16 protein-coding genes are annotated in these 16,245 nt (G+C 69.5%); 8 read left to right on the top strand and 8 right to left on the bottom strand.

Annotated features, from left to right (window positions below):
* Positions 1-28: 28 nt before the first annotated feature.
* The 4 genes from QE428_RS05555 to QE428_RS05570 are packed head-to-tail and all read left to right on the top strand — an operon-like array spanning position 29 to position 4,345.
* Positions 29-1,315 carry an adenylosuccinate synthase gene (locus QE428_RS05555; RefSeq protein WP_091358222.1) on the top strand — a complete coding sequence of 429 codons (1,287 nt, stop codon included), beginning with the start codon at positions 29-31 and terminating at the stop codon, positions 1,313-1,315.
* A gap of 3 nt (positions 1,316-1,318) precedes the next feature.
* The gene (locus QE428_RS05560) at positions 1,319-2,428 is read left to right on the top strand and encodes a beta-propeller fold lactonase family protein (RefSeq protein ID WP_307466704.1); all 1,110 of its coding nucleotides are present in this window, start codon (positions 1,319-1,321) and stop codon (positions 2,426-2,428) included.
* A gap of 46 nt (positions 2,429-2,474) precedes the next feature.
* Positions 2,475-4,016 (top strand): alpha-L-fucosidase, encoded by a 1,542-nt coding sequence (locus tag QE428_RS05565; protein ID WP_307466707.1) that lies wholly within the window; start codon positions 2,475-2,477, stop codon positions 4,014-4,016.
* Between the two features lie 38 nt (positions 4,017-4,054).
* On the top strand, positions 4,055-4,345 hold the full coding sequence (locus tag QE428_RS05570; protein WP_018187867.1) for a chorismate mutase: 291 nt from the start codon (positions 4,055-4,057) through the stop codon (positions 4,343-4,345).
* Positions 4,346-4,433: 88 nt separating this feature from the next.
* On the opposite strand, the gene QE428_RS05575 is transcribed toward QE428_RS05570, so the two are convergent.
* The 5 genes from QE428_RS05575 to QE428_RS05595 form a co-directional block, all read right to left on the bottom strand.
* Entirely contained in the window at positions 4,434-6,338 is a 1,905-nt protein-coding gene (locus QE428_RS05575) for an amylosucrase (protein WP_307466710.1), read from the bottom strand.
* Between the two features lie 96 nt (positions 6,339-6,434).
* A complete protein-coding gene (locus QE428_RS05580) occupies positions 6,435-7,130 on the bottom strand; it encodes a hypothetical protein (protein ID WP_133398890.1) in 696 nt (231 codons plus the stop codon).
* A complete protein-coding gene (locus tag QE428_RS05585; protein ID WP_307466718.1) occupies positions 7,127-8,023 on the bottom strand; it encodes an ABC transporter ATP-binding protein in 897 nt (298 codons plus the stop codon). The genes QE428_RS05580 and QE428_RS05585 overlap by 4 nt, the downstream gene beginning before the upstream one ends.
* Positions 8,020-8,403: a GntR family transcriptional regulator gene (locus tag QE428_RS05590; RefSeq protein ID WP_133398888.1), complete on the bottom strand. Its 384-nt coding sequence runs from the start codon at positions 8,401-8,403 to the stop codon at positions 8,020-8,022. Before QE428_RS05590 ends, QE428_RS05585 begins: the two co-directional genes overlap by 4 nt.
* Before the next feature lie 128 nt (positions 8,404-8,531).
* Positions 8,532-9,698 carry a MalY/PatB family protein gene (locus QE428_RS05595; RefSeq protein ID WP_307466725.1) on the bottom strand — a complete coding sequence of 389 codons (1,167 nt, stop codon included), beginning with the start codon at positions 9,696-9,698 and terminating at the stop codon, positions 8,532-8,534.
* A gap of 377 nt (positions 9,699-10,075) precedes the next feature.
* Here QE428_RS05595 and QE428_RS05600 point away from each other — a divergent pair, with 377 nt between their 5' ends.
* The 3 genes from QE428_RS05600 to QE428_RS05610 all read left to right on the top strand — a co-directional run bounded on the left by QE428_RS05600 (position 10,076) and on the right by QE428_RS05610 (position 13,367).
* Positions 10,076-11,374, top strand: a complete 1,299-nt coding sequence (locus QE428_RS05600) for a glycine betaine/L-proline ABC transporter ATP-binding protein (RefSeq protein ID WP_307466728.1) — start codon at positions 10,076-10,078, stop codon at positions 11,372-11,374.
* Positions 11,374-12,363, top strand: a complete 990-nt coding sequence (locus QE428_RS05605; protein ID WP_307466731.1) for a proline/glycine betaine ABC transporter permease — start codon at positions 11,374-11,376, stop codon at positions 12,361-12,363. Before QE428_RS05600 ends, QE428_RS05605 begins: the two co-directional genes overlap by 1 nt.
* A gap of 89 nt (positions 12,364-12,452) precedes the next feature.
* Entirely contained in the window at positions 12,453-13,367 is a 915-nt protein-coding gene (locus QE428_RS05610; protein WP_307466736.1) for a glycine betaine ABC transporter substrate-binding protein, read from the top strand.
* A 13-nt stretch (positions 13,368-13,380) separates the two neighbouring features.
* On the opposite strand, the gene QE428_RS05615 is transcribed toward QE428_RS05610, so the two are convergent.
* Together QE428_RS05615 and QE428_RS05620 are read right to left on the bottom strand one after the other, a co-directional pair.
* Complete coding sequence (locus QE428_RS05615; protein WP_307466739.1) at positions 13,381-14,148, bottom strand: hypothetical protein; 768 nt, start codon at positions 14,146-14,148, stop codon at positions 13,381-13,383.
* 10 nt (positions 14,149-14,158) lie between these two features.
* The gene (locus tag QE428_RS05620; RefSeq protein WP_307466742.1) at positions 14,159-15,022 is read right to left on the bottom strand and encodes a hypothetical protein; all 864 of its coding nucleotides are present in this window, start codon (positions 15,020-15,022) and stop codon (positions 14,159-14,161) included.
* Between the two features lie 84 nt (positions 15,023-15,106).
* On the opposite strand from QE428_RS05620, the gene QE428_RS05625 reads away from it, so the two are divergent.
* Entirely contained in the window at positions 15,107-15,505 is a 399-nt protein-coding gene (locus QE428_RS05625; protein ID WP_231916505.1) for a DUF4259 domain-containing protein, read from the top strand.
* Positions 15,506-15,511: 6 nt separating this feature from the next.
* On the opposite strand, the gene QE428_RS05630 is transcribed toward QE428_RS05625, so the two are convergent.
* A complete protein-coding gene (locus QE428_RS05630; protein ID WP_307466747.1) occupies positions 15,512-16,243 on the bottom strand; it encodes a YqjF family protein in 732 nt (243 codons plus the stop codon).
* Between the last annotated feature and the right edge of the window lie 2 nt (positions 16,244-16,245).

Raw genomic sequence — 16,245 nt, forward strand, 5'->3', positions numbered from 1 at the left:
TGTAACCGTCCGATAACGGGGGAGACCCATGCCAGGCATCGTGATCGTCGGAGTTCAATGGGGAGACGAGGGCAAGGGTAAAGCCACCGACCTCCTGGGCGAGCGCACCGACTGGGTCGTCAAGTTCAACGGCGGCAACAACGCCGGCCACACCGTGGTGATCGGCGACGAGAAGTACGCGCTCCACCTTCTGCCCAGCGGCATCCTGTCGCCCGGCGTCAACGCCGTCATCGGCAACGGCGTGGTCATCGACCTCGAGGTGCTCTTCGCCGAGCTCGGCGCCCTGCAGGCCCGCGGCCTCGACGTCTCGCGGCTCAAGGTCAGCGCGAGCGCGCACATCATCACGCAGTACCACCGCACGCTCGACAAGGTGACCGAGCGCTTCCTCGGCAAGAAGATGATCGGCACGACCGGTCGCGGCATCGGACCGACGTACGCCGACAAGATCAACCGCACCGGCATCCGCGTGCAGGACCTCTTCGACGAGAACATCCTGCGGCAGAAGGTCGAGGGTGCTCTCGACCAGAAGAACCACCTGCTGGTGAAGGTCTTCAACCGCCGCGCCATCACGGTCGACGAGGTCGTCGAGGATCTGCTCTCCTACGCCGAGCGCCTGCGCCCGATGGTCGCCGACACCGGACTCATGCTCAGCAACGCGCTGGATGCCGGTGACGTCGTCGTCTTCGAGGGCGGCCAGGCCACGATGCTCGACATCGACCACGGCACGTACCCGTTCGTCACGTCGTCGTCCGCGACGGCGGGCGGCGCCTCGACCGGATCGGGTGTCGGCCCGAACCGCCTCGACCGCATCGTCGGAATCGTGAAGGCGTACACGACCCGCGTCGGCTCGGGTCCGTTCCCGACGGAGCTCTTCGACGAGAGCGGCGATTTCCTGCGCTCGCGCGGTTTCGAGTTCGGCACCACGACCGGCCGGCCGCGCCGCGTCGGCTGGTACGACGCCCCGATCACGCGCTACGCGACGCGGATCAACGGCATCACCGACCTCGTGCTCACGAAGCTCGACATCCTCACCGGTCTCAAGGAGATCCCCGTCTGCGTCGCCTACGACGTCGACGGGCAGCGGTTCGACGAGGTGCCGGTCAACCAGACCGACTTCCACCACGCGACGCCGATCCTCGAGAACTTCCCCGGCTGGGACGAGGACATCTCCACCGCGCGCACGTTCGAGGACCTGCCGCAGACCGCGCAGGACTACGTCCTCGCGCTCGAGAAGATGAGCGGCACGCGCATCTCGGTGATCGGCGTCGGCCCCGCGCGCGACGCGGTCATCGTGCGCCACGACCTGCTCGACTGACCGGTGCGGTTCCTGCTCGGCGGGTACTCCGCCGACATGGGCGGGTCGGCTACGGGCATCGGACTGCTGGATGCCGGTGGCCCCGACTCGCCGCTCGCAAGCGGTCCGCTCGGTGTCGGCCGAGATGTCGTCGCGGCCGAATCGCCGTCGTGGGTCGCGCGGCATCCGTCTCTCGACGTCGTCTACGCAGTGCTCGAGGGCCGGGGTAGCGTGCGCGCGTACCGTCGGACCGGTGACACCACGTTCGTGCCGCTGGGCGCGGAGGTCGCCGTCGGCGAGAGCCCGTGCCACGTGCTCGCGCTCGAGGACGCGCTGATCGTGTCGTGCTACGGCGACGGCGGCATCGTGAGGGTCGCGCTGAACGCCGACGGGCGCCCCGGCGCCGCGCGGCGCTGGGCGGCCGTCGCCGAGGGAGCCCCGGCATCCGATCTCGCCTCGGCGGCGCGGGCCTTGCGCGCCGTCGTCGGCGAGGAGTACGCGGACTTCGTGCCGCACGCCGACGACGACGAGTCCGAGGTCGTGGCTCCGACGCGTCCGTCGCGCGCCCACCAGGCGGCATCCCTCCCCGGCGGACTGATCGCGACGACCGACACCGGCCTCGACCTCGTGCGGTTCTGGCGCAGCGGTCGTGAGATCCAGCGGCTCGAGTTGCCGGCGGGCACGGGGCCCCGCCACCTGCGTGCACACCCGAGCGGGCATCTCTACGTCGTGACCGAGCACTCCGGCGAGGTCTTCGCGCTGGCCGCCGACGCATCGGGTACGTGGCGGCTCGTCGGCGGTGCGCAGCTGGGCGCGTACCCGGGCGATGCCGGGGCGGAGCTCGCGATGTCGCGTGACGGCGTCTTCCTCTATGCGGGCCTGCGGGGGAGCGACACCCTCGCGACGGTGAGAGTGCGCGGCGCGGGTGAGGCGCTGCAGCCGATCGCGCTCGCCGAGTCCGGCACGATCTGGCCGCGTCACCACGTCGTCGCGCGGGACACTGTGGTGGTCGCAGGTCAGCAAGCGGACGAGATCGTCTCGCTCGCGATCGACGAGCGCACCGGGGTCCCGGGCCGCGTGCGGCATCGGACAATCGCACCGTCACCGACGGCGCTCCTCGCCTTCCCGGCCTGACGATCCCGGCGTTGCAGCCCCGGCCGGTCGAAGCCAGGATCGTGGCATGGCCGACTCTCCCCTCAAGCCCCTCGACCCGGCAACCCTTCCGCCCCGCGTCGACGTGAGCGACAACTCGACGGCGCTCGCCGCCGTCCGCGCCGTCATCGACGCCGGCCCGTTCGACGCGACGTGGGAATCGTTGCGCGCGTACGAGGCGCCCCTCTGGTACCGCGATGCGAAGTTCGGCATCTTCATCCACTGGGGCATCCCGTCGGTCCCGGCGCAGGGGGAGTGGTATTCGCGGACGATGTACCTCGAGGCCGACCGGGCGTTCGAACACCACCGCGCGACCCACGGGCCGCACGATCGGTTCGGGTACAAGGACTTCATCCCCTCGTTCACGATGGACCGCTTCGACCCCGCCGAGTGGGCGGAGGTGTTCCGTCGCGCGGGCGCGCAGTTCGTCGTACCCGTCGCCGAGCACCACGACGGCTTCGCGATGTACGACACCGCCCGCTCCCGCTGGAGCGCAGCGCAGATGGGGCCGCGACGCGACGTGTTCGGCGAGCTGATGACGGCCGTCGACGACGCGTGGATGGTGCGAGGTGCCTCGTCGCACCGGGCGGAGCACTGGTTCTTCATGAACGGCGGGATGCGGTTCGACTCCGACGTCCGCGATGCCCGCTTCTCGGACTTCTATGGTCCTGCCCAGCGCGAGGAGACGGCGCCGAACGAGCAGTTCCTCGAGGATTGGTTGCTGCGGACCGTCGAGATCATCGACCGGTACCGGCCGCAAGTGCTGTGGTTCGACTGGTGGCTCGAACAGCCCGCCTTCGAGCCCTATCTCCGCCTGCTCGCGGCGTACTACTACAACCGCGCCGCGGAGTGGGGCCGCGGGGTCGTCATCAACTACAAGTGGACGGCGTTCGCCGAGGGGAGCGCGGTCTACGACATCGAGCGAGGGGCGATGCCCGGCATCCGTCCCGACGTGTGGCAGAACGACAGCTCGGTCGGTAAGACATCGTGGGGCTGGATCGAGGACCACGACTACAAGAGCCTCGACGACCTCGTCGGAGAGCTCGTCGACGTCGTGGCGAAGAACGGCAACCTGCTCCTGAACATCGGTCCGAAGGCCGACGGCACGATCGCACCGGCCGAGCGCGAGCTGCTGGAGGGAATCGGCGACTGGCTCACGGTCAACGGCGAGGCGGTCTTCGGGTCGCGGCCGTGGCTCATCCCCGGAGAGGGGCCGACGGAGGTCGTCGCCGGGTCGATGATCGACGACGCGTTCGCGCCGTACACGTCGGAGGACGTGCGCTTCACGACCCGGACCGACGTCACCGGCGACTACGTGTACGCGACCGTCCTGCGGTGGCCCGAGGACGGCGTCGCCCGCATCCGCTCGTGGGGGCGGTCGAGCGGATTGCTGGGGCGTCGGATCGCCGAGGTCACCGTGCTCGGCCACGGGCCCGCGGAGTGGTCGCAGGATGCCGACGCCCTCCGCGTCACCCTGCCCGAGGCCCCGCCGTCCGCCGTCGGCGTCGTCGTTAAGCTCTGGCTCGAACCCGTGCACGAGCCGTCGCGCAAGGACTTCCTGCACGGCTGACCATCATCGACCGCGGTACTCTCGTCGCCGGAGGAATCATGACCGACCCGAACGTCCAGCTGCAGACCCTGCGATCCAGCATCGACAACATCGACGCCGCCCTCGTCTTCATGCTCGCCGAGCGATTCCGCTGCACGAAGCAGGTCGGCGTCCTCAAGGCGGAGCACGGGATGCCGGCATCCGACCCCTCCCGCGAGGAGCAGCAGACCGCGCGCCTGCGCCGTCTCGCCGAGGAGGCCGATCTCGATCCCGAGTTCGCCGAGAAGTGGTTCAACTTCGTGGTGGCCGAGGTCATCCGTCACCACACGGAAGCGGCTGAAGAGCGCTGACCCCCGGCGGATCCAGCGTCCGCGGATGCAATAGTTCAGCCGCGTCACGCCGGTGACGGGGCGGATGCCGCGGCGCGCCGCGCGGCATCTATTGCATCCGTGAACGCTGCACTCGCAGCCAGCGGAAGCCGTGCGGCGTGAGCTCGAGGCCGTCAGACAGGTCCACGGCGGCATCCGTGACGACGTCGGTCGCCGCAGACTCGAACCCCGACAGCGTGACCGCATCGATCGTCACCGGGTCGTCCCCCACATTCGCCAGCACGAGAACCGCGCCGGCCGTCCCGATGCGCTGGTACCCCACGACCGACGGATGCGGCGCATGGAACGGCGTCAGCGGGTTGCCCGCCAACTCCGGAGCGCGCTGACGGGCCGCGATGAGCGCGGTGAGCCGGGCGTGGATCCGACCCGGGACCGTGGTCGTGTCGTGGCGCGCGGCGAAGGCCGCGGCATCCGCTACGGGACGGTGCACCCAACGGCTGTCACCGGCGTGCGCGGGGTCGTCGAGATACGAGTGGTCGTTCAGCTGTCCCAGCTCGTCACCGAGGTAGAGCAGGGGGATGCCGCCGGTCGACAGCGCGAGCGCATGAGCCAGGATGACGCGGTCCTCGCCGCCCGGGTCACCCGCTTCGACGCCGGCGAGCGACGCGGTCGTTCCCGCGACGCGGGCGTCGCCGGTCTTCGGATTCTCCTGGAACGGCACGCCGCGCGAGAAGGTGCCCGGGAACCGGCCGACGTAGAAGTCGTTGAGGAACCGGCGATGCGAGTACCCGTCGATGCCGAGGTTCGCGGCATCCTCATCGGCGAAGGTCCAGCCGATGTCGTCATGGCTGCGGACGTAGTTCACCCACGCGGTGCCGGCGGGAAGGGCGTGCCGCTCGTCGAGCGCTTTCTGCAGGAGGCGTCCGTCGCGGGTCGCCAGCGCCTCCCAGCCGAGAGCCATCTGCAGCGGGTTGTAGGAGAGCTGGCATTCGCCGGGTGAGATGTAGGTGATGACCTCGTCGGGGTGGACGATGGCCTCGGATTTGAAGAGGACCGACGGCGCACCGAGCGAGAGCACCTGGTTGAACGCCTGCAGCAGCAGATGGGCCTCAGGGAGCGATTCGCAGGTGGTGCCGAGCCGCTTCCAGATGAACGCGACGGCGTCCATGCGGAGCACCTCGACGCCCTGGTTCGCGAGGAACAGCATCTCGCCCGCCATCGCCCGGAAGACCGCCGGATTCGCATAGTTCAGGTCCCACTGGAAGTGATAGAACGTCGCCCAGATCCAGCGTCCGTCGGGCAGCTGCACGAACGCGCCGGGGTGATCGTCGGGGAAGATCTCGCGGACCGTCTCCTCATAGAGATCGGGCATCGTCCGGTCCGGGAAGATCAGGTAGAAATCCTCGAACCCGGGGACGCCGGCGACGGCCTTCTGCGCCCAATCGTGCTCGTTGCTCGTGTGGTTGAAGATGAAGTCCACGACGAGCGAGATGCCCGCCTCGCGCAGGTCCGCCGACAGAGCGGCGAGGTCGTCCATGGTGCCGAGGCGATCGTCGACGGCACGGTAGCTCGACACCGCGTAGCCGCCGTCGTTGTTCCCCTCGGGGGAATCGAACAGCGGCATCAGGTGCAGGTAGGTGAGGCCCAGCTCCTGGAAGTAGGGGATGCGATCCCGGATGCCGCTGAGGGACCCCGCGTACCGGTCGACGTAACAGACGCCGCCGAGCATCTTCTCCGACAGGAACCAGTCCGGGTCGGCGAGGCGCTTGCGGTCGAGGGCCTTCAGATCGGCGGGGCGGTCGCGCCAACTCCCGGCGGCCGCGGCGATGACCTCGGCGAGGGCCTCCCGCCCGTCCTCGCGCTCGCCGTAGAGCTGCAGGAACGAGCCGTGCAGGACGGGGAACACGTCGTCGAAGCGAGCCTGGAACTCGGGATCGAGCCGTCCCGCCGCGGCTTCGGCGGCGGCGACGGCGGCATCCCTGTCCTGCTGCGTACCCGGTGTCAGACGTGCCATCGTGCTCCCCACCGCGCTGTCGAGTGGATCGCATCGTATCGCGGCCGGGGACCGCGCCATGCGATCCCCGGCCGCGGCCGTCGTGAGGCGTCGTCGTCAGGCGATGGCCCGCCGGAGACTGCCGTACGAGATCGCGGCCAACGCCGCGATGACGAGGACGAACGCGCCCGTCAGAGCGATCGGGGTCAGCGACCCGAACCAGGCGAAGACCGGCCCCCAGGCATCCGCTCGACCGATGATCCACAGGATCACGATGAACACCAGCGCCAGTGCGATCAGCAGGACGGTCAGGACGAGGTTGCCCCACCGCTTGTAGACATTCGCGAAGAAGAACCCTACGACGAAGAACAGCATCGCGACGACGGCGAAGAACAGTCCCGCGACGAGCGGTCCCTGCGACCAGATCCAGGTCAGGCGGAACATGTAGGCGTTCATGCCCCAGCCGCGCGTGAGCGATTCGATCAGCCCGCCGATCACGAAGAGCACGGCCAGGCCGACCGAGGTCAACGCGGCCGTCAGCAGAGTGCCGAGGTAGAACTCGCGCCGCGTCACGCTCATCGCCTGCGCGAACGGGAAGCTCAGTGTGAGCGCCTGGATGCCGACGGCCAGGAAGTACCAGAGGGGAGCCTGCGCTCCGCCGCCGAACATGGTCGTCGACTCGACGTTGCCCGCGAGGAGCCAGAAGATGGCCAGGCTGATGGCGACCGTGCCGCCCAGGACGATCAACGGCACCCAGATGAAGGTGGAGCGGTTGACCAGCTGCATGCGCACGACGTTGAGTGTGCGGTTCATCGGAGTGCTCCTTCGTCCGTCTTGGCGGCGTTCTGCGTCTGCCGCACGATGAGCTGCTGCAGAGAGACCGGCAGGACGTCGAGGCCGGCCAGGGCGAGCTCGCTGCGGTCCTCGGCGCTCAGCGCGCCGATCACGGTGGCGCTGGTGATCCGTCCGAGGCTCTCGCGGTGGATGACCTCGCGAGTGGCGACGAACTCCTCGACGACCGCGGTGTCGCCCACGATCGTCGAGGCGCGACCGCGGATCGACTCGGTGTCCTCGTCCATGATGATCCGACCCCCGTCGATGACGATGACCTTCTCGAGGAGGTTCGCGACCTCGTCGATGAGGTGACTCGACAGGATGATCGTGCGGGGATGCTCGGCGTAGTCCTCGAGGAGCCGGTCGTAGAAGATCTGGCGCGCGACGGCATCCAGCCCCAGGTACGGCTCGTCGAAGAAGGTGACCTCGGCGCGCGCTGCGATCCCGATGATCACTCCGACGGCCGAGAGCTGACCGCGCGAGAGCTTCTTGATGCGGGTCTTCATCGGCAGACGGAACTCGCGGATGAGCTGGTCGGCGACGCTCTGATTCCAGTTCGGGTAGAACAGTCGCGCGATGCGGAAGGCGTGCGTCGGCGTCGCGTCATCGGGATACTTCTGGCTTTCGCGGACGAAGCACATGCGACTGAGGACGGCGGCGTTCTCGTAGGGCGGCTCGCCGAAGACGCGGACCTCGCCCGCGGTGGCGAAGTTCTGCGCCGTGAGGATCGACATGACGGTCGTCTTGCCGGCGCCGTTGCGGCCCAGCAGGCCGTAGATGGCGTCGCGCTCGATCGAGAACGAGACGTCGTCGACGGCGATCGTGTCGCGGTAACGCTTGGTGAGGTTCTTCACCTCGATGACGGCGGTCATCGTGACGTTCCTTTCGTGGTGGTGGTCTGGGCGCGCTCCGCCAGGAGGCGGGCGAGGTCGTCGGGTCCGAGGCCGAGCTTGCGTGCCTCGTCGAGGAGCGGGTCGAGGTAGCGGTCGGCGAAGGCCGATCGCCGTTCGGTCAGCAGCAGCTCGCGAGCGCCGTCGGCGACGAACATGCCGATGCCGCGGCGCTTCACGAGGACGCCTTTGTCGGTGAGCATCGCGATTCCCTTCGCCGCGGTGGCCGGATTGATGCGGTGGAAGGCCGCCAGCTCGTTCGTCGACGGCGCCTGTTCCTGCTCGGACAGGGTGCCGTCGATGATCGAGTCCTCGACGCTCTCCGCGATCTGCAGGAAGAGCGGGCGTCCTTCGTCGACCATTCCGACTCCGCGTTCTCGTTAGTGGGTTAGTTACATCAGTAGGTAACCACTGAACCTAGGGGGTGTCAACACCCGGATACGACGAATCCCGCGACCCCCAGGGGCCGCGGGATCCGATCAGCGGGCGGTCAGGCCCGAAGGGACGCGCCGAGACGGCGCACGACCTGTTCGAGGATCGGCCGCGGAGTTGCGAAGATCAGGCGGGCGAAGCCGGTCCCGGCGACGCCGCACATCGTTCCTTCGGTGAGGACGACCGACGACTCGCGCGTGAAGAATTCCGCGGGACGATCGCCGATGCCGGTGGCGCGGAAGTCGATCCACCCGACGTACGTCCCCTCGGGCTTCGGCATCCATGCGTCGGGGATCTCCTCGGCAAGCAGCTCGAGCAGGGTGTCGCGATTGTGCTCGAGGTACGGCACCAGATCGGCCAGCCATGGGTCCCCGTCGCGGTACGCGACGGTGTTCGCGATCGCGCCGAGATTGCTCGTGCCGTGACCCGAGAACGGGCCGATCTCCTCCCAGACCTTGCGGTCCGCGTCGCTCGTGAGCACGAGCTGCGCGCATTTGAGACCCGGCAGGTTCCAGGCCTTCGAGGCGCTCATCGCGGTGATGGTGTGCTGCGCGGCGGCGTGAGAGACCGTGGCGTAGGGGGTGTGGGTGAAGCCGCCGTAGACCAGAGGTGCCCAGATCTCGTCCGAGAACACCCGGCCGCCGTTGCGTTCGACCACCTCCGAGATCGCGAGGAGCTCAGCGCGGCTGAAGACCCGGCCCACCGGGTTGTACGGGTTGCAGAGCAGCAGGAGGTTGCCACCGTCGTCGAACGCCCGCTGCAGGGCGTCGAGGTCGAACTCGTACCGACCCTCGCGGACGGCGAGCGGCACCTCGATCACCTCGCGCCCGCGCATCGGGGGGACGAAGAGGAACGGCATGTACGACGGCGTCGGGACGATGATCTTCGAGCCCGGTGCGGAGCAGTGCTCCATGGCGAGCTCGAGTCCCATGATCACGTCGGGGATCGGCTGGACGTCGGATGCCGCGACCCCCCAGCCGTACCGGCGCGCCACGAACTCGGCGGTCGCGTCGGAGAGGTCGGCGCTGATCCCGCGCGGCATGTATCCGAAGGACCCGGCATCCACCGCGCGGTGCAGCGCCGCCGTGATCGTCGGGTCGATCCCGAAGTCCATCTCGGCGACGAACGCACCGAGCGTCCCGTCCTCCGCCGACCATTTGGTGGCACCCGTCGACCGCAGGTGGTCGATCGTCGTGGCGTCGATGCGTCGGGCGAACTCGCTCATGCGTGGTGCTCCTCATTCCGGGCGGACCCTCCCACTCTGCACCCCCGAGGGTCGGCGAGGCTTGTTCCGACTGCCGCGCGCGCGGAATACCGTCGCATTTCGACATGGTCAAGAGGGTGGCTCGATTTGATCCATGTCAACCGACTTCGTTACCGTCGAAGGCGGGCCCAGTGCCCTCGACGACCAGTCCGCGGCCGTTCGAACCGACTTCCTGGGGAGCCGGCGACGAGCGCTCGTATGGTCGGCGGTCTGGGCGACGATCCCGATGTTCGTCGCCGAAGCTCTGCACTCGAGTGACATTTCGCTCGTGCGGATGCCGGTGATCGCCACCCGGACGCTACCGATGCGGACGCGTGCGCGCCCGCCGAGGGAAGCACGTGACAACTGCCGCTGTCGAAGCGAAGAATCTGTTCAAAGTCTTCGGACGCAACCCCGGCCAGGCGGTCAAGCGCCTGAAGGCCGGGGAACCCCGGGACCAGGTCCGCGACGCGGGGACCGCCGCCGTCATCGACGCGAGCTTCCGCGTCGAGCGGGGCGAGATCTTCGTGATCATGGGTCTGTCCGGCTCGGGGAAGTCCACGATCATCCGCATGCTGAACGGTCTGCACGACGCATCCGGCGGAGAAGTCCTCGTGCACGGTGAGCCGATCACCGGCATCCCGGCCTCGAAGCTCCGCGGCATCCGTCGCGAGCGCATCGCGATGGTGTTCCAGCACTTCGCCCTGCTGCCGCACCGCACGGTCGCCGCCAACGTCGCCTACCCGCTCGAACTGCAGGGCGTCGGCAAGGCCGAGCGCCTTGCGAAGGCCGAGGAGATCCTCGCCCTCGTCGGCCTCGGGGGCTGGGGCGACAAGCTGCCGTCCGCGCTGTCGGGCGGGATGCAGCAGCGCGTCGGGATCGCCCGCGCGCTCGCCGCCGACACCGACATCCTGCTGATGGACGAGGCGTTCAGCGCCCTCGACCCGCTCATCCGACGCGAGATGCAGGAGCAGCTGCTCGACCTGCAGCAGAAGCTGCAGAAGACGATCATCTTCATCACGCACGACCTCAACGAGGCGATGTTCCTCGGCGACCGGATCGCGGTCATGCGCGATGGCCGCATCGTGCAGATCGGCACCCCCGAGGACATCCTCACCGACCCCGCCAACGACTACGTCGAGCAGTTCGTGCAGGACGTCGACCGCGCCCGCGTCCTCACGGCGGCGAACGTCATGGAACGACCCGGCTCGGTGTCGGTGACCGAGGCAGCGGGCCCCCGCACGGCGCTGCGCACCATGCGCGACGCCCGCATGGCCGCCGTCTACGTGACCGACCGCAGCCGCAAGCTCCTCGGCATGATCAGCGACCGCGACGCCCTCAAGCTCGTCCGCCGTGGCGAGACGACGATCTCGTCGCTCCTGCGCCCCGTGCCGCAGGCGGTCGGCCGCGACGACGTCCTCATGGACCTCTTCGTCCCCGCCGCCGAGTCGCCGCTGCCGCTGGCGGTGACGGATGCCGAGGGCCGCCTCGTCGGCGTCATTCCCCGCATCACGCTGCTCACGGCGCTCGGACCCTCCACCACCGAGACAACGGAGATCCCGGTGATCCTCGACCCGGTGCCCGGCTCCGTGATCGACGAAGCACTCGCCGGAGGCGCGGTCGACGGCCCCGCCGCCGAGAAGGAGGAGGTGCGCTGATGGATGGTTTCCGCATTCCGATCGGTGAATGGGCTGACGCCGGCGTCGACTGGATCCGCGACACCCTCGGCTGGCTGCTGTCGGGCGTCTCGGCCGTCGTCGGCTGGTTGGTCGACGCGCTCGCGAACGCGCTGCTCTCGCTGCCGATCGTCGCCGTCATCGTCGTCTTCGCCGCGCTCGCGTGGTTGCTGCGCTCGTGGCGCTTCGCCATCGGCACCGTCGTCGGCTTCGTCCTCATCCTGGGCGTCGGCCAGTGGGTGACCTCGATGCAGACCCTCGCGCTCGTCCTCGTGGCGGCCATCATCGCCGTCGTGATCGCCGTGCCGCTCGGCATCGCCGCAGCTCGGAACGACACGTTCAGCGCGATCCTCCGCCCCGTGCTCGACCTCATGCAGAGCATGCCGGCGTTCGTCTACCTGATCCCCGCGATCGTCTTCTTCAGCATCGGCGTCGTGCCGGGCGTCGTCGCGACGGTGATCTTCGCACTGCCCCCCGGTGTGCGTCTCACCGAGCTCGGCATCCGCGGCGTGGACAGTGAAACCGTCGAAGCCGGTCACGCGTTCGGTGCGACTCCCGGCCAGATCCTCCGCGGTGTGCAGCTCCCGCTGGCCATGCCGAGCATCATGGCGGGCATCAATCAGCTGATCATGCTCGCGCTGTCGATGGCGGTCATCGCCGGTATCGCGGGCGCCGACGGCCTCGGCAAGGAGATCGTCCAGGCGATGTCCACGGTCGACATCGCGAAGGGCGTCGAGGCGGGCCTCAGCGTCGTCATCCTCGCCGTCTACCTCGACCGACTCACGGGAGCGCTCGGTGCGCTGAAGAACCAGCGCGGATCGCTTCTCGGTGCGATCGCGCGTCGCCGGACACCTGGTCAGAAGGGCGGCGATGCGTCGCATCCTCAGGACGCTGCGCAGGATGCGGCCACCGAGGCAGAGCGTGAGCAGGCATCCCCGCGCCGCGCACCGGTCGCCACGGGCGGGATCTGACCCCACACACGTGCGGCCTCGCGCCGCACGGTCCGGTTGCACCCGGACCTGCACGATACGGAACCAGCAATCACATACGGAAGGCACTCATGAACAAGCGACACCTGACCGGGATCCTCGCGATCGGGGCTGCGGCATCCCTCGCCCTCGCCGGCTGCGCCACCGGCAATCAGGCCGCGGGCGGCGCGCAGGAGGGCGGCGAGGACAGCCTCGGTACCATCACCCTCGGCTACCTGCCGTCCTGGACCGACGGTCTCAGCACCGCCTACCTGCTCGAGGACCAGCTCCAGAAGGCCGGCTACACGGTCAAGATGCAGGAGCTCACCGAGGCAGGGCCGCTCTACGCCGGTCTCGCGCAGGGCGATGTCGACATCTACCCGTCGGCCTGGCCCGAGCTGACCCACAAGTCCTACATGGACAAGTACGGCGACAAGATCGACGACCTCGGTGCGTACTACGAGGGCGCGAAGCTGACGATCGCGGTGCCCGACTACGTCGACATCGACTCGATCGACGACCTGAAGGCGAACGCCGACCGCTTCGGCGGGAAGATCTACGGCATCGAGCCGGGTGCGGGTCTGACGAAGCAGACGCAGGAGTCGATGCTCCCTGGGTACGGCCTCGAGGACACCTACGAGCTCGTGACCTCGTCGACCGCGGCGATGCTCACCGAGCTCGACAGCGCCGAGGCGGCGCAGCGCGACATCGTGGTGACCTCGTGGCGTCCGTTCTGGGCCAACGACCGGTACAACCTCAACGACCTCGAGGACCCGAAGGGCGCGATGGGCGAGGCCGAGGCCCTGCACTTCCTCGCGACCGACGGCTTCACGGAGGAGTACCCCGAGGCGGCTGAGCTCATCGCCGGCATCACGCTGGACGACGAGCAGTACGCGAGTCTCGAGGACACCGTCGTCAACAAATACGGCGAGGGCAAGTACGCCGAGGCCATCGACGAGTGGCTGACCGAGAACCCCGACGCCTACGACACGATCGTCACCGACTGATCGGTCGGCGACGTCACGGGGATCCGGCTTCGGCCGGGTCCCCTTCATCGTTCCGGCGCTCGGTGTTCGGGCGCTCGGTGATCGGCTGGGCGACCTTCTTCTCGAGCACCTCGACCGCCTCGTCCGACAGGGCGATGAGCCCGTCGATCTCCTCGCGGACGCGCTGGTAGGCGAGGTGACGCTCAGCAGGGGTTGCGGCGTCGTCGGTGGCGACGGCGAGCATGCGGGATGCCGTCGCCAGCCGTTTGCGCTCGGCATCCGTCAGTCCCGAATCACGGGTGCGACGGGCTTCGCGCTCGGCGAGGTCGAAGGCGACCTCGAAGTCGGTGACGGCCCGACGATACTCGGCGATCTGCTCCGCGGTGGGCTTGGAGCCGTCGGCGGGGCGCGCGCGATCGGCGATCTTCTTGGCGCGGAGGAATCCGGCGGTGAGGGGGTCGCGGCCGTTGCTCATCGACGGGAACGCGATGAGCTTCGCGACGTCGAGCTCGTAGTCGAGCCAGCGGTGGGTGACCTCGTCGTGGACGGCGCGGAGGTCGTCGGCCTGGTCGGTGAGGGACTGCGACGGGGCTTCTACCTCGGCCGCCGCGGCGGAGCCGATGCCGCGCTTGGCGGCGGCGCGGGCGGCGGTGAGCTCCGCCTTCGCCTTCATGATCTCGAGGCGGTGCTTGTGGCGGCGCTTCGAGGCCGCGGCGAAGGATCCACTCGCGGCAGAGGCGAGCCCGAAGAGCGGGAACACGAGCCACCAGTAGTTGCCCGCGAAGGCCCAGAATCCGTCCACTCGCTACACCTTACGGGCGCGGCTGGTCGCGGTCACGACCGTCGCGCCGCGACCGGTAGGCGTCGAGAGCGGATGCCGCGCCCTCCGCCGCGCGCGCGATGCCGTCGACCGATCGCGCGATCGCCTCGGACGCGATGATGCTCCACAGCGGCGCCGCTGTGTCGGTCGGCGCGTCGTTCGGGCGGTGCCCGGCGAGACGCCAGGCCTCCTGCTCGGCGACGCCGAAAGCACGACCGGCGTCGTCGACGGCGGAGCGGTACGCCGTGAACTGCTCGGGGGTGAGAGGAGCGGTGGGGGATGCCGGGCGGTGCTCGCGGGCGATGCCCTCGAGGCGCAGGAACTCGGCCGTCGCGGGGACGCGCACGTCGCTCAGCGCGGGGAACGCGAGGCGGCGGGCGGCATCCGTCTCGTACTCCATCCATCGCGCCGCGATCGCATCGTGGGCGGCCATGAGACGCGCGAGCGGGAGATGCTTCGGGTCCGTGCCGCGGGCGGGCACGGCGGCTCGTTCCGCGCTGACGCGGGCGCGGGCGACGCGGATCGTCGCACTCGCGGCGGCCTTGGCGCGCTGCGCAGTTTCGAGGGCCCGACGCGCGGCGCGGACGTCGTCGGGGCGGGCGCGCCCGGTGGCGCGTTCGGCGTCGATGCGGCTGAGCTCGGCCTGCGCGACGCGTGCCGCGGCGCGCGCGCCGATGGCGTCGGTGCGCGCCTGCTGCAGTTCGCGTTGCGCGGCGGTGAGGGCGAGGCGACGGGCACGGGTCGTCCGGCCGCGCCGCACGCCGACGAAACCGACCGCGCCGGCTCCTGCAGCGGCGGGGGCGACCCACCAGAACTCCGCCAGCGCGGCCCCGATCCCCACGATCCAGAGCTGCATGCCGCCATGCTATCCGCGACCGGTGGCCGCGCTCCCAGGGATCGGCCGTCCTGGATGTCGCTTCCGCTCGCTACGCTCTGCCGCATGGGCACATGGAGTGAAGAACCGTTCGGCAACGACACCGCGGCGGACTGGGCATGGGAACTCGATGAGGCGGATTCGTGGGACGTCGTCAGCGACGTGCTGCGGGACTATCTCGGCGAAGACGAGACGGACTCGGGCCTCGACGAGGTCGCGGTCGCCGCGGCGGCGGTCGTCGCTCACGGCGCGGGCCTCGCGCTGTCCGAGGAGGAGGACACCGAGTCGGTGGAAGGGTTCCTCGGCCGGGTGGGAGCACCTCCGGCATCCGCGGTGACCGCCGCTCGCGCCGCACTCGACAAGGTCGGCGGGGAGTCCGAGCTCGCCGAGCTGTGGGCCGACGCGGACGGGCTCGACGACTGGCGGGCGACGCTCGCCCGGCTGCGGGACGCGCTCCCCGCCTGACGCGCGTCAGCGCACGAGGCGTGCGCCCGAGAAGCGGGTGACGACGCCGGGATGCCGGGCGGGCATCGCCAGCACGGAGTCAGGCGCGCGATCCGCGAGACCCGGGAATCCGGCATCCGCCAGCAGGCCGTCGTCGAGTCGATCGAGCTCGGCGCGGACCAGCGGCCACGGCTCGTGCTCGTTCGCAGCCCAGATCGTGCGACCGAGGTGCCGCTCGTGGAAGCCCCAGCGCGCCGTGAGGAAGCGGCTCAGCTCGTCGTCGACGATCTCGTCGCCGGCCGTGACGCGGATGCGGGTGCGCACCCGATCTCCGAATCCCGGATGCCGTCGCGAGGCGTACTCGATCGCATCGCCGTCCGTCCGCGTCGCGGCTTTCGCCCAGCGGTAGGGCAGGCCGAACACGGCGCGCGCACCGAGGACGGGCAGGAGGTGTTCGGCCTCGAGGGTCTGGAAGACGACGCCGCGGCGACCGTCGGCATCCTTCGCGTACGTTCGGACGTTGATCTCGACGAACCGGCCGACGAAGGGGACCGGGGGCAGCGGCAGGAAGCGGAACTCGCTCAGGACGAACGGGATGAGGCCCACCCACGCCGACCCGTCGAACACGTCGGGCTCGGTCCCGGGCGGCAGGTGCAGTGTGATCAGCGCCGGATCGACCCGCCAGTGCAGGAAGCAGGCGCCGCTCCAGCGCTGCTGCAGCACCGCGCGACCCGGTAGGGCAGGCGCGGTGGCGTCCATCG

It is taken from the genome of Microbacterium sp. SORGH_AS_0505, assembly GCF_030818715.1.
Taxonomy (GTDB): Bacteria; Actinomycetota; Actinomycetes; order Actinomycetales; family Microbacteriaceae; genus Microbacterium.

Excerpts from the sequence above, each read along its gene's own strand:
- QE428_RS05555 (WP_091358222.1), top strand. The coding sequence starts at position 29 with ATGCCAGGCATCGTGATCGTCGGAGTTCAATGGGGAGACGAGGGCAAG.
- QE428_RS05565 (WP_307466707.1), top strand. The coding sequence starts at position 2,475 with ATGGCCGACTCTCCCCTCAAGCCCCTCGACCCGGCAACCCTTCCGCCC.
- QE428_RS05570 (WP_018187867.1), top strand. The coding sequence starts at position 4,055 with ATGACCGACCCGAACGTCCAGCTGCAGACCCTGCGATCCAGCATCGAC.
- QE428_RS05575 (WP_307466710.1), bottom strand. The coding sequence starts at position 6,338 with ATGGCACGTCTGACACCGGGTACGCAGCAGGACAGGGATGCCGCCGTC.
- QE428_RS05580 (WP_133398890.1), bottom strand. The coding sequence starts at position 7,130 with ATGAACCGCACACTCAACGTCGTGCGCATGCAGCTGGTCAACCGCTCC.
- QE428_RS05585 (WP_307466718.1), bottom strand. The coding sequence starts at position 8,023 with ATGACCGCCGTCATCGAGGTGAAGAACCTCACCAAGCGTTACCGCGAC.
- QE428_RS05590 (WP_133398888.1), bottom strand. The coding sequence starts at position 8,403 with ATGGTCGACGAAGGACGCCCGCTCTTCCTGCAGATCGCGGAGAGCGTC.
- QE428_RS05595 (WP_307466725.1), bottom strand. The coding sequence starts at position 9,698 with ATGAGCGAGTTCGCCCGACGCATCGACGCCACGACGATCGACCACCTG.
- QE428_RS05605 (WP_307466731.1), top strand. The coding sequence starts at position 11,374 with ATGGATGGTTTCCGCATTCCGATCGGTGAATGGGCTGACGCCGGCGTC.
- QE428_RS05610 (WP_307466736.1), top strand. The coding sequence starts at position 12,453 with ATGAACAAGCGACACCTGACCGGGATCCTCGCGATCGGGGCTGCGGCA.
- QE428_RS05620 (WP_307466742.1), bottom strand. The coding sequence starts at position 15,022 with ATGCAGCTCTGGATCGTGGGGATCGGGGCCGCGCTGGCGGAGTTCTGG.
- QE428_RS05625 (WP_231916505.1), top strand. The coding sequence starts at position 15,107 with ATGGGCACATGGAGTGAAGAACCGTTCGGCAACGACACCGCGGCGGAC.
- QE428_RS05630 (WP_307466747.1), bottom strand. The coding sequence starts at position 16,243 with ATGGACGCCACCGCGCCTGCCCTACCGGGTCGCGCGGTGCTGCAGCAG.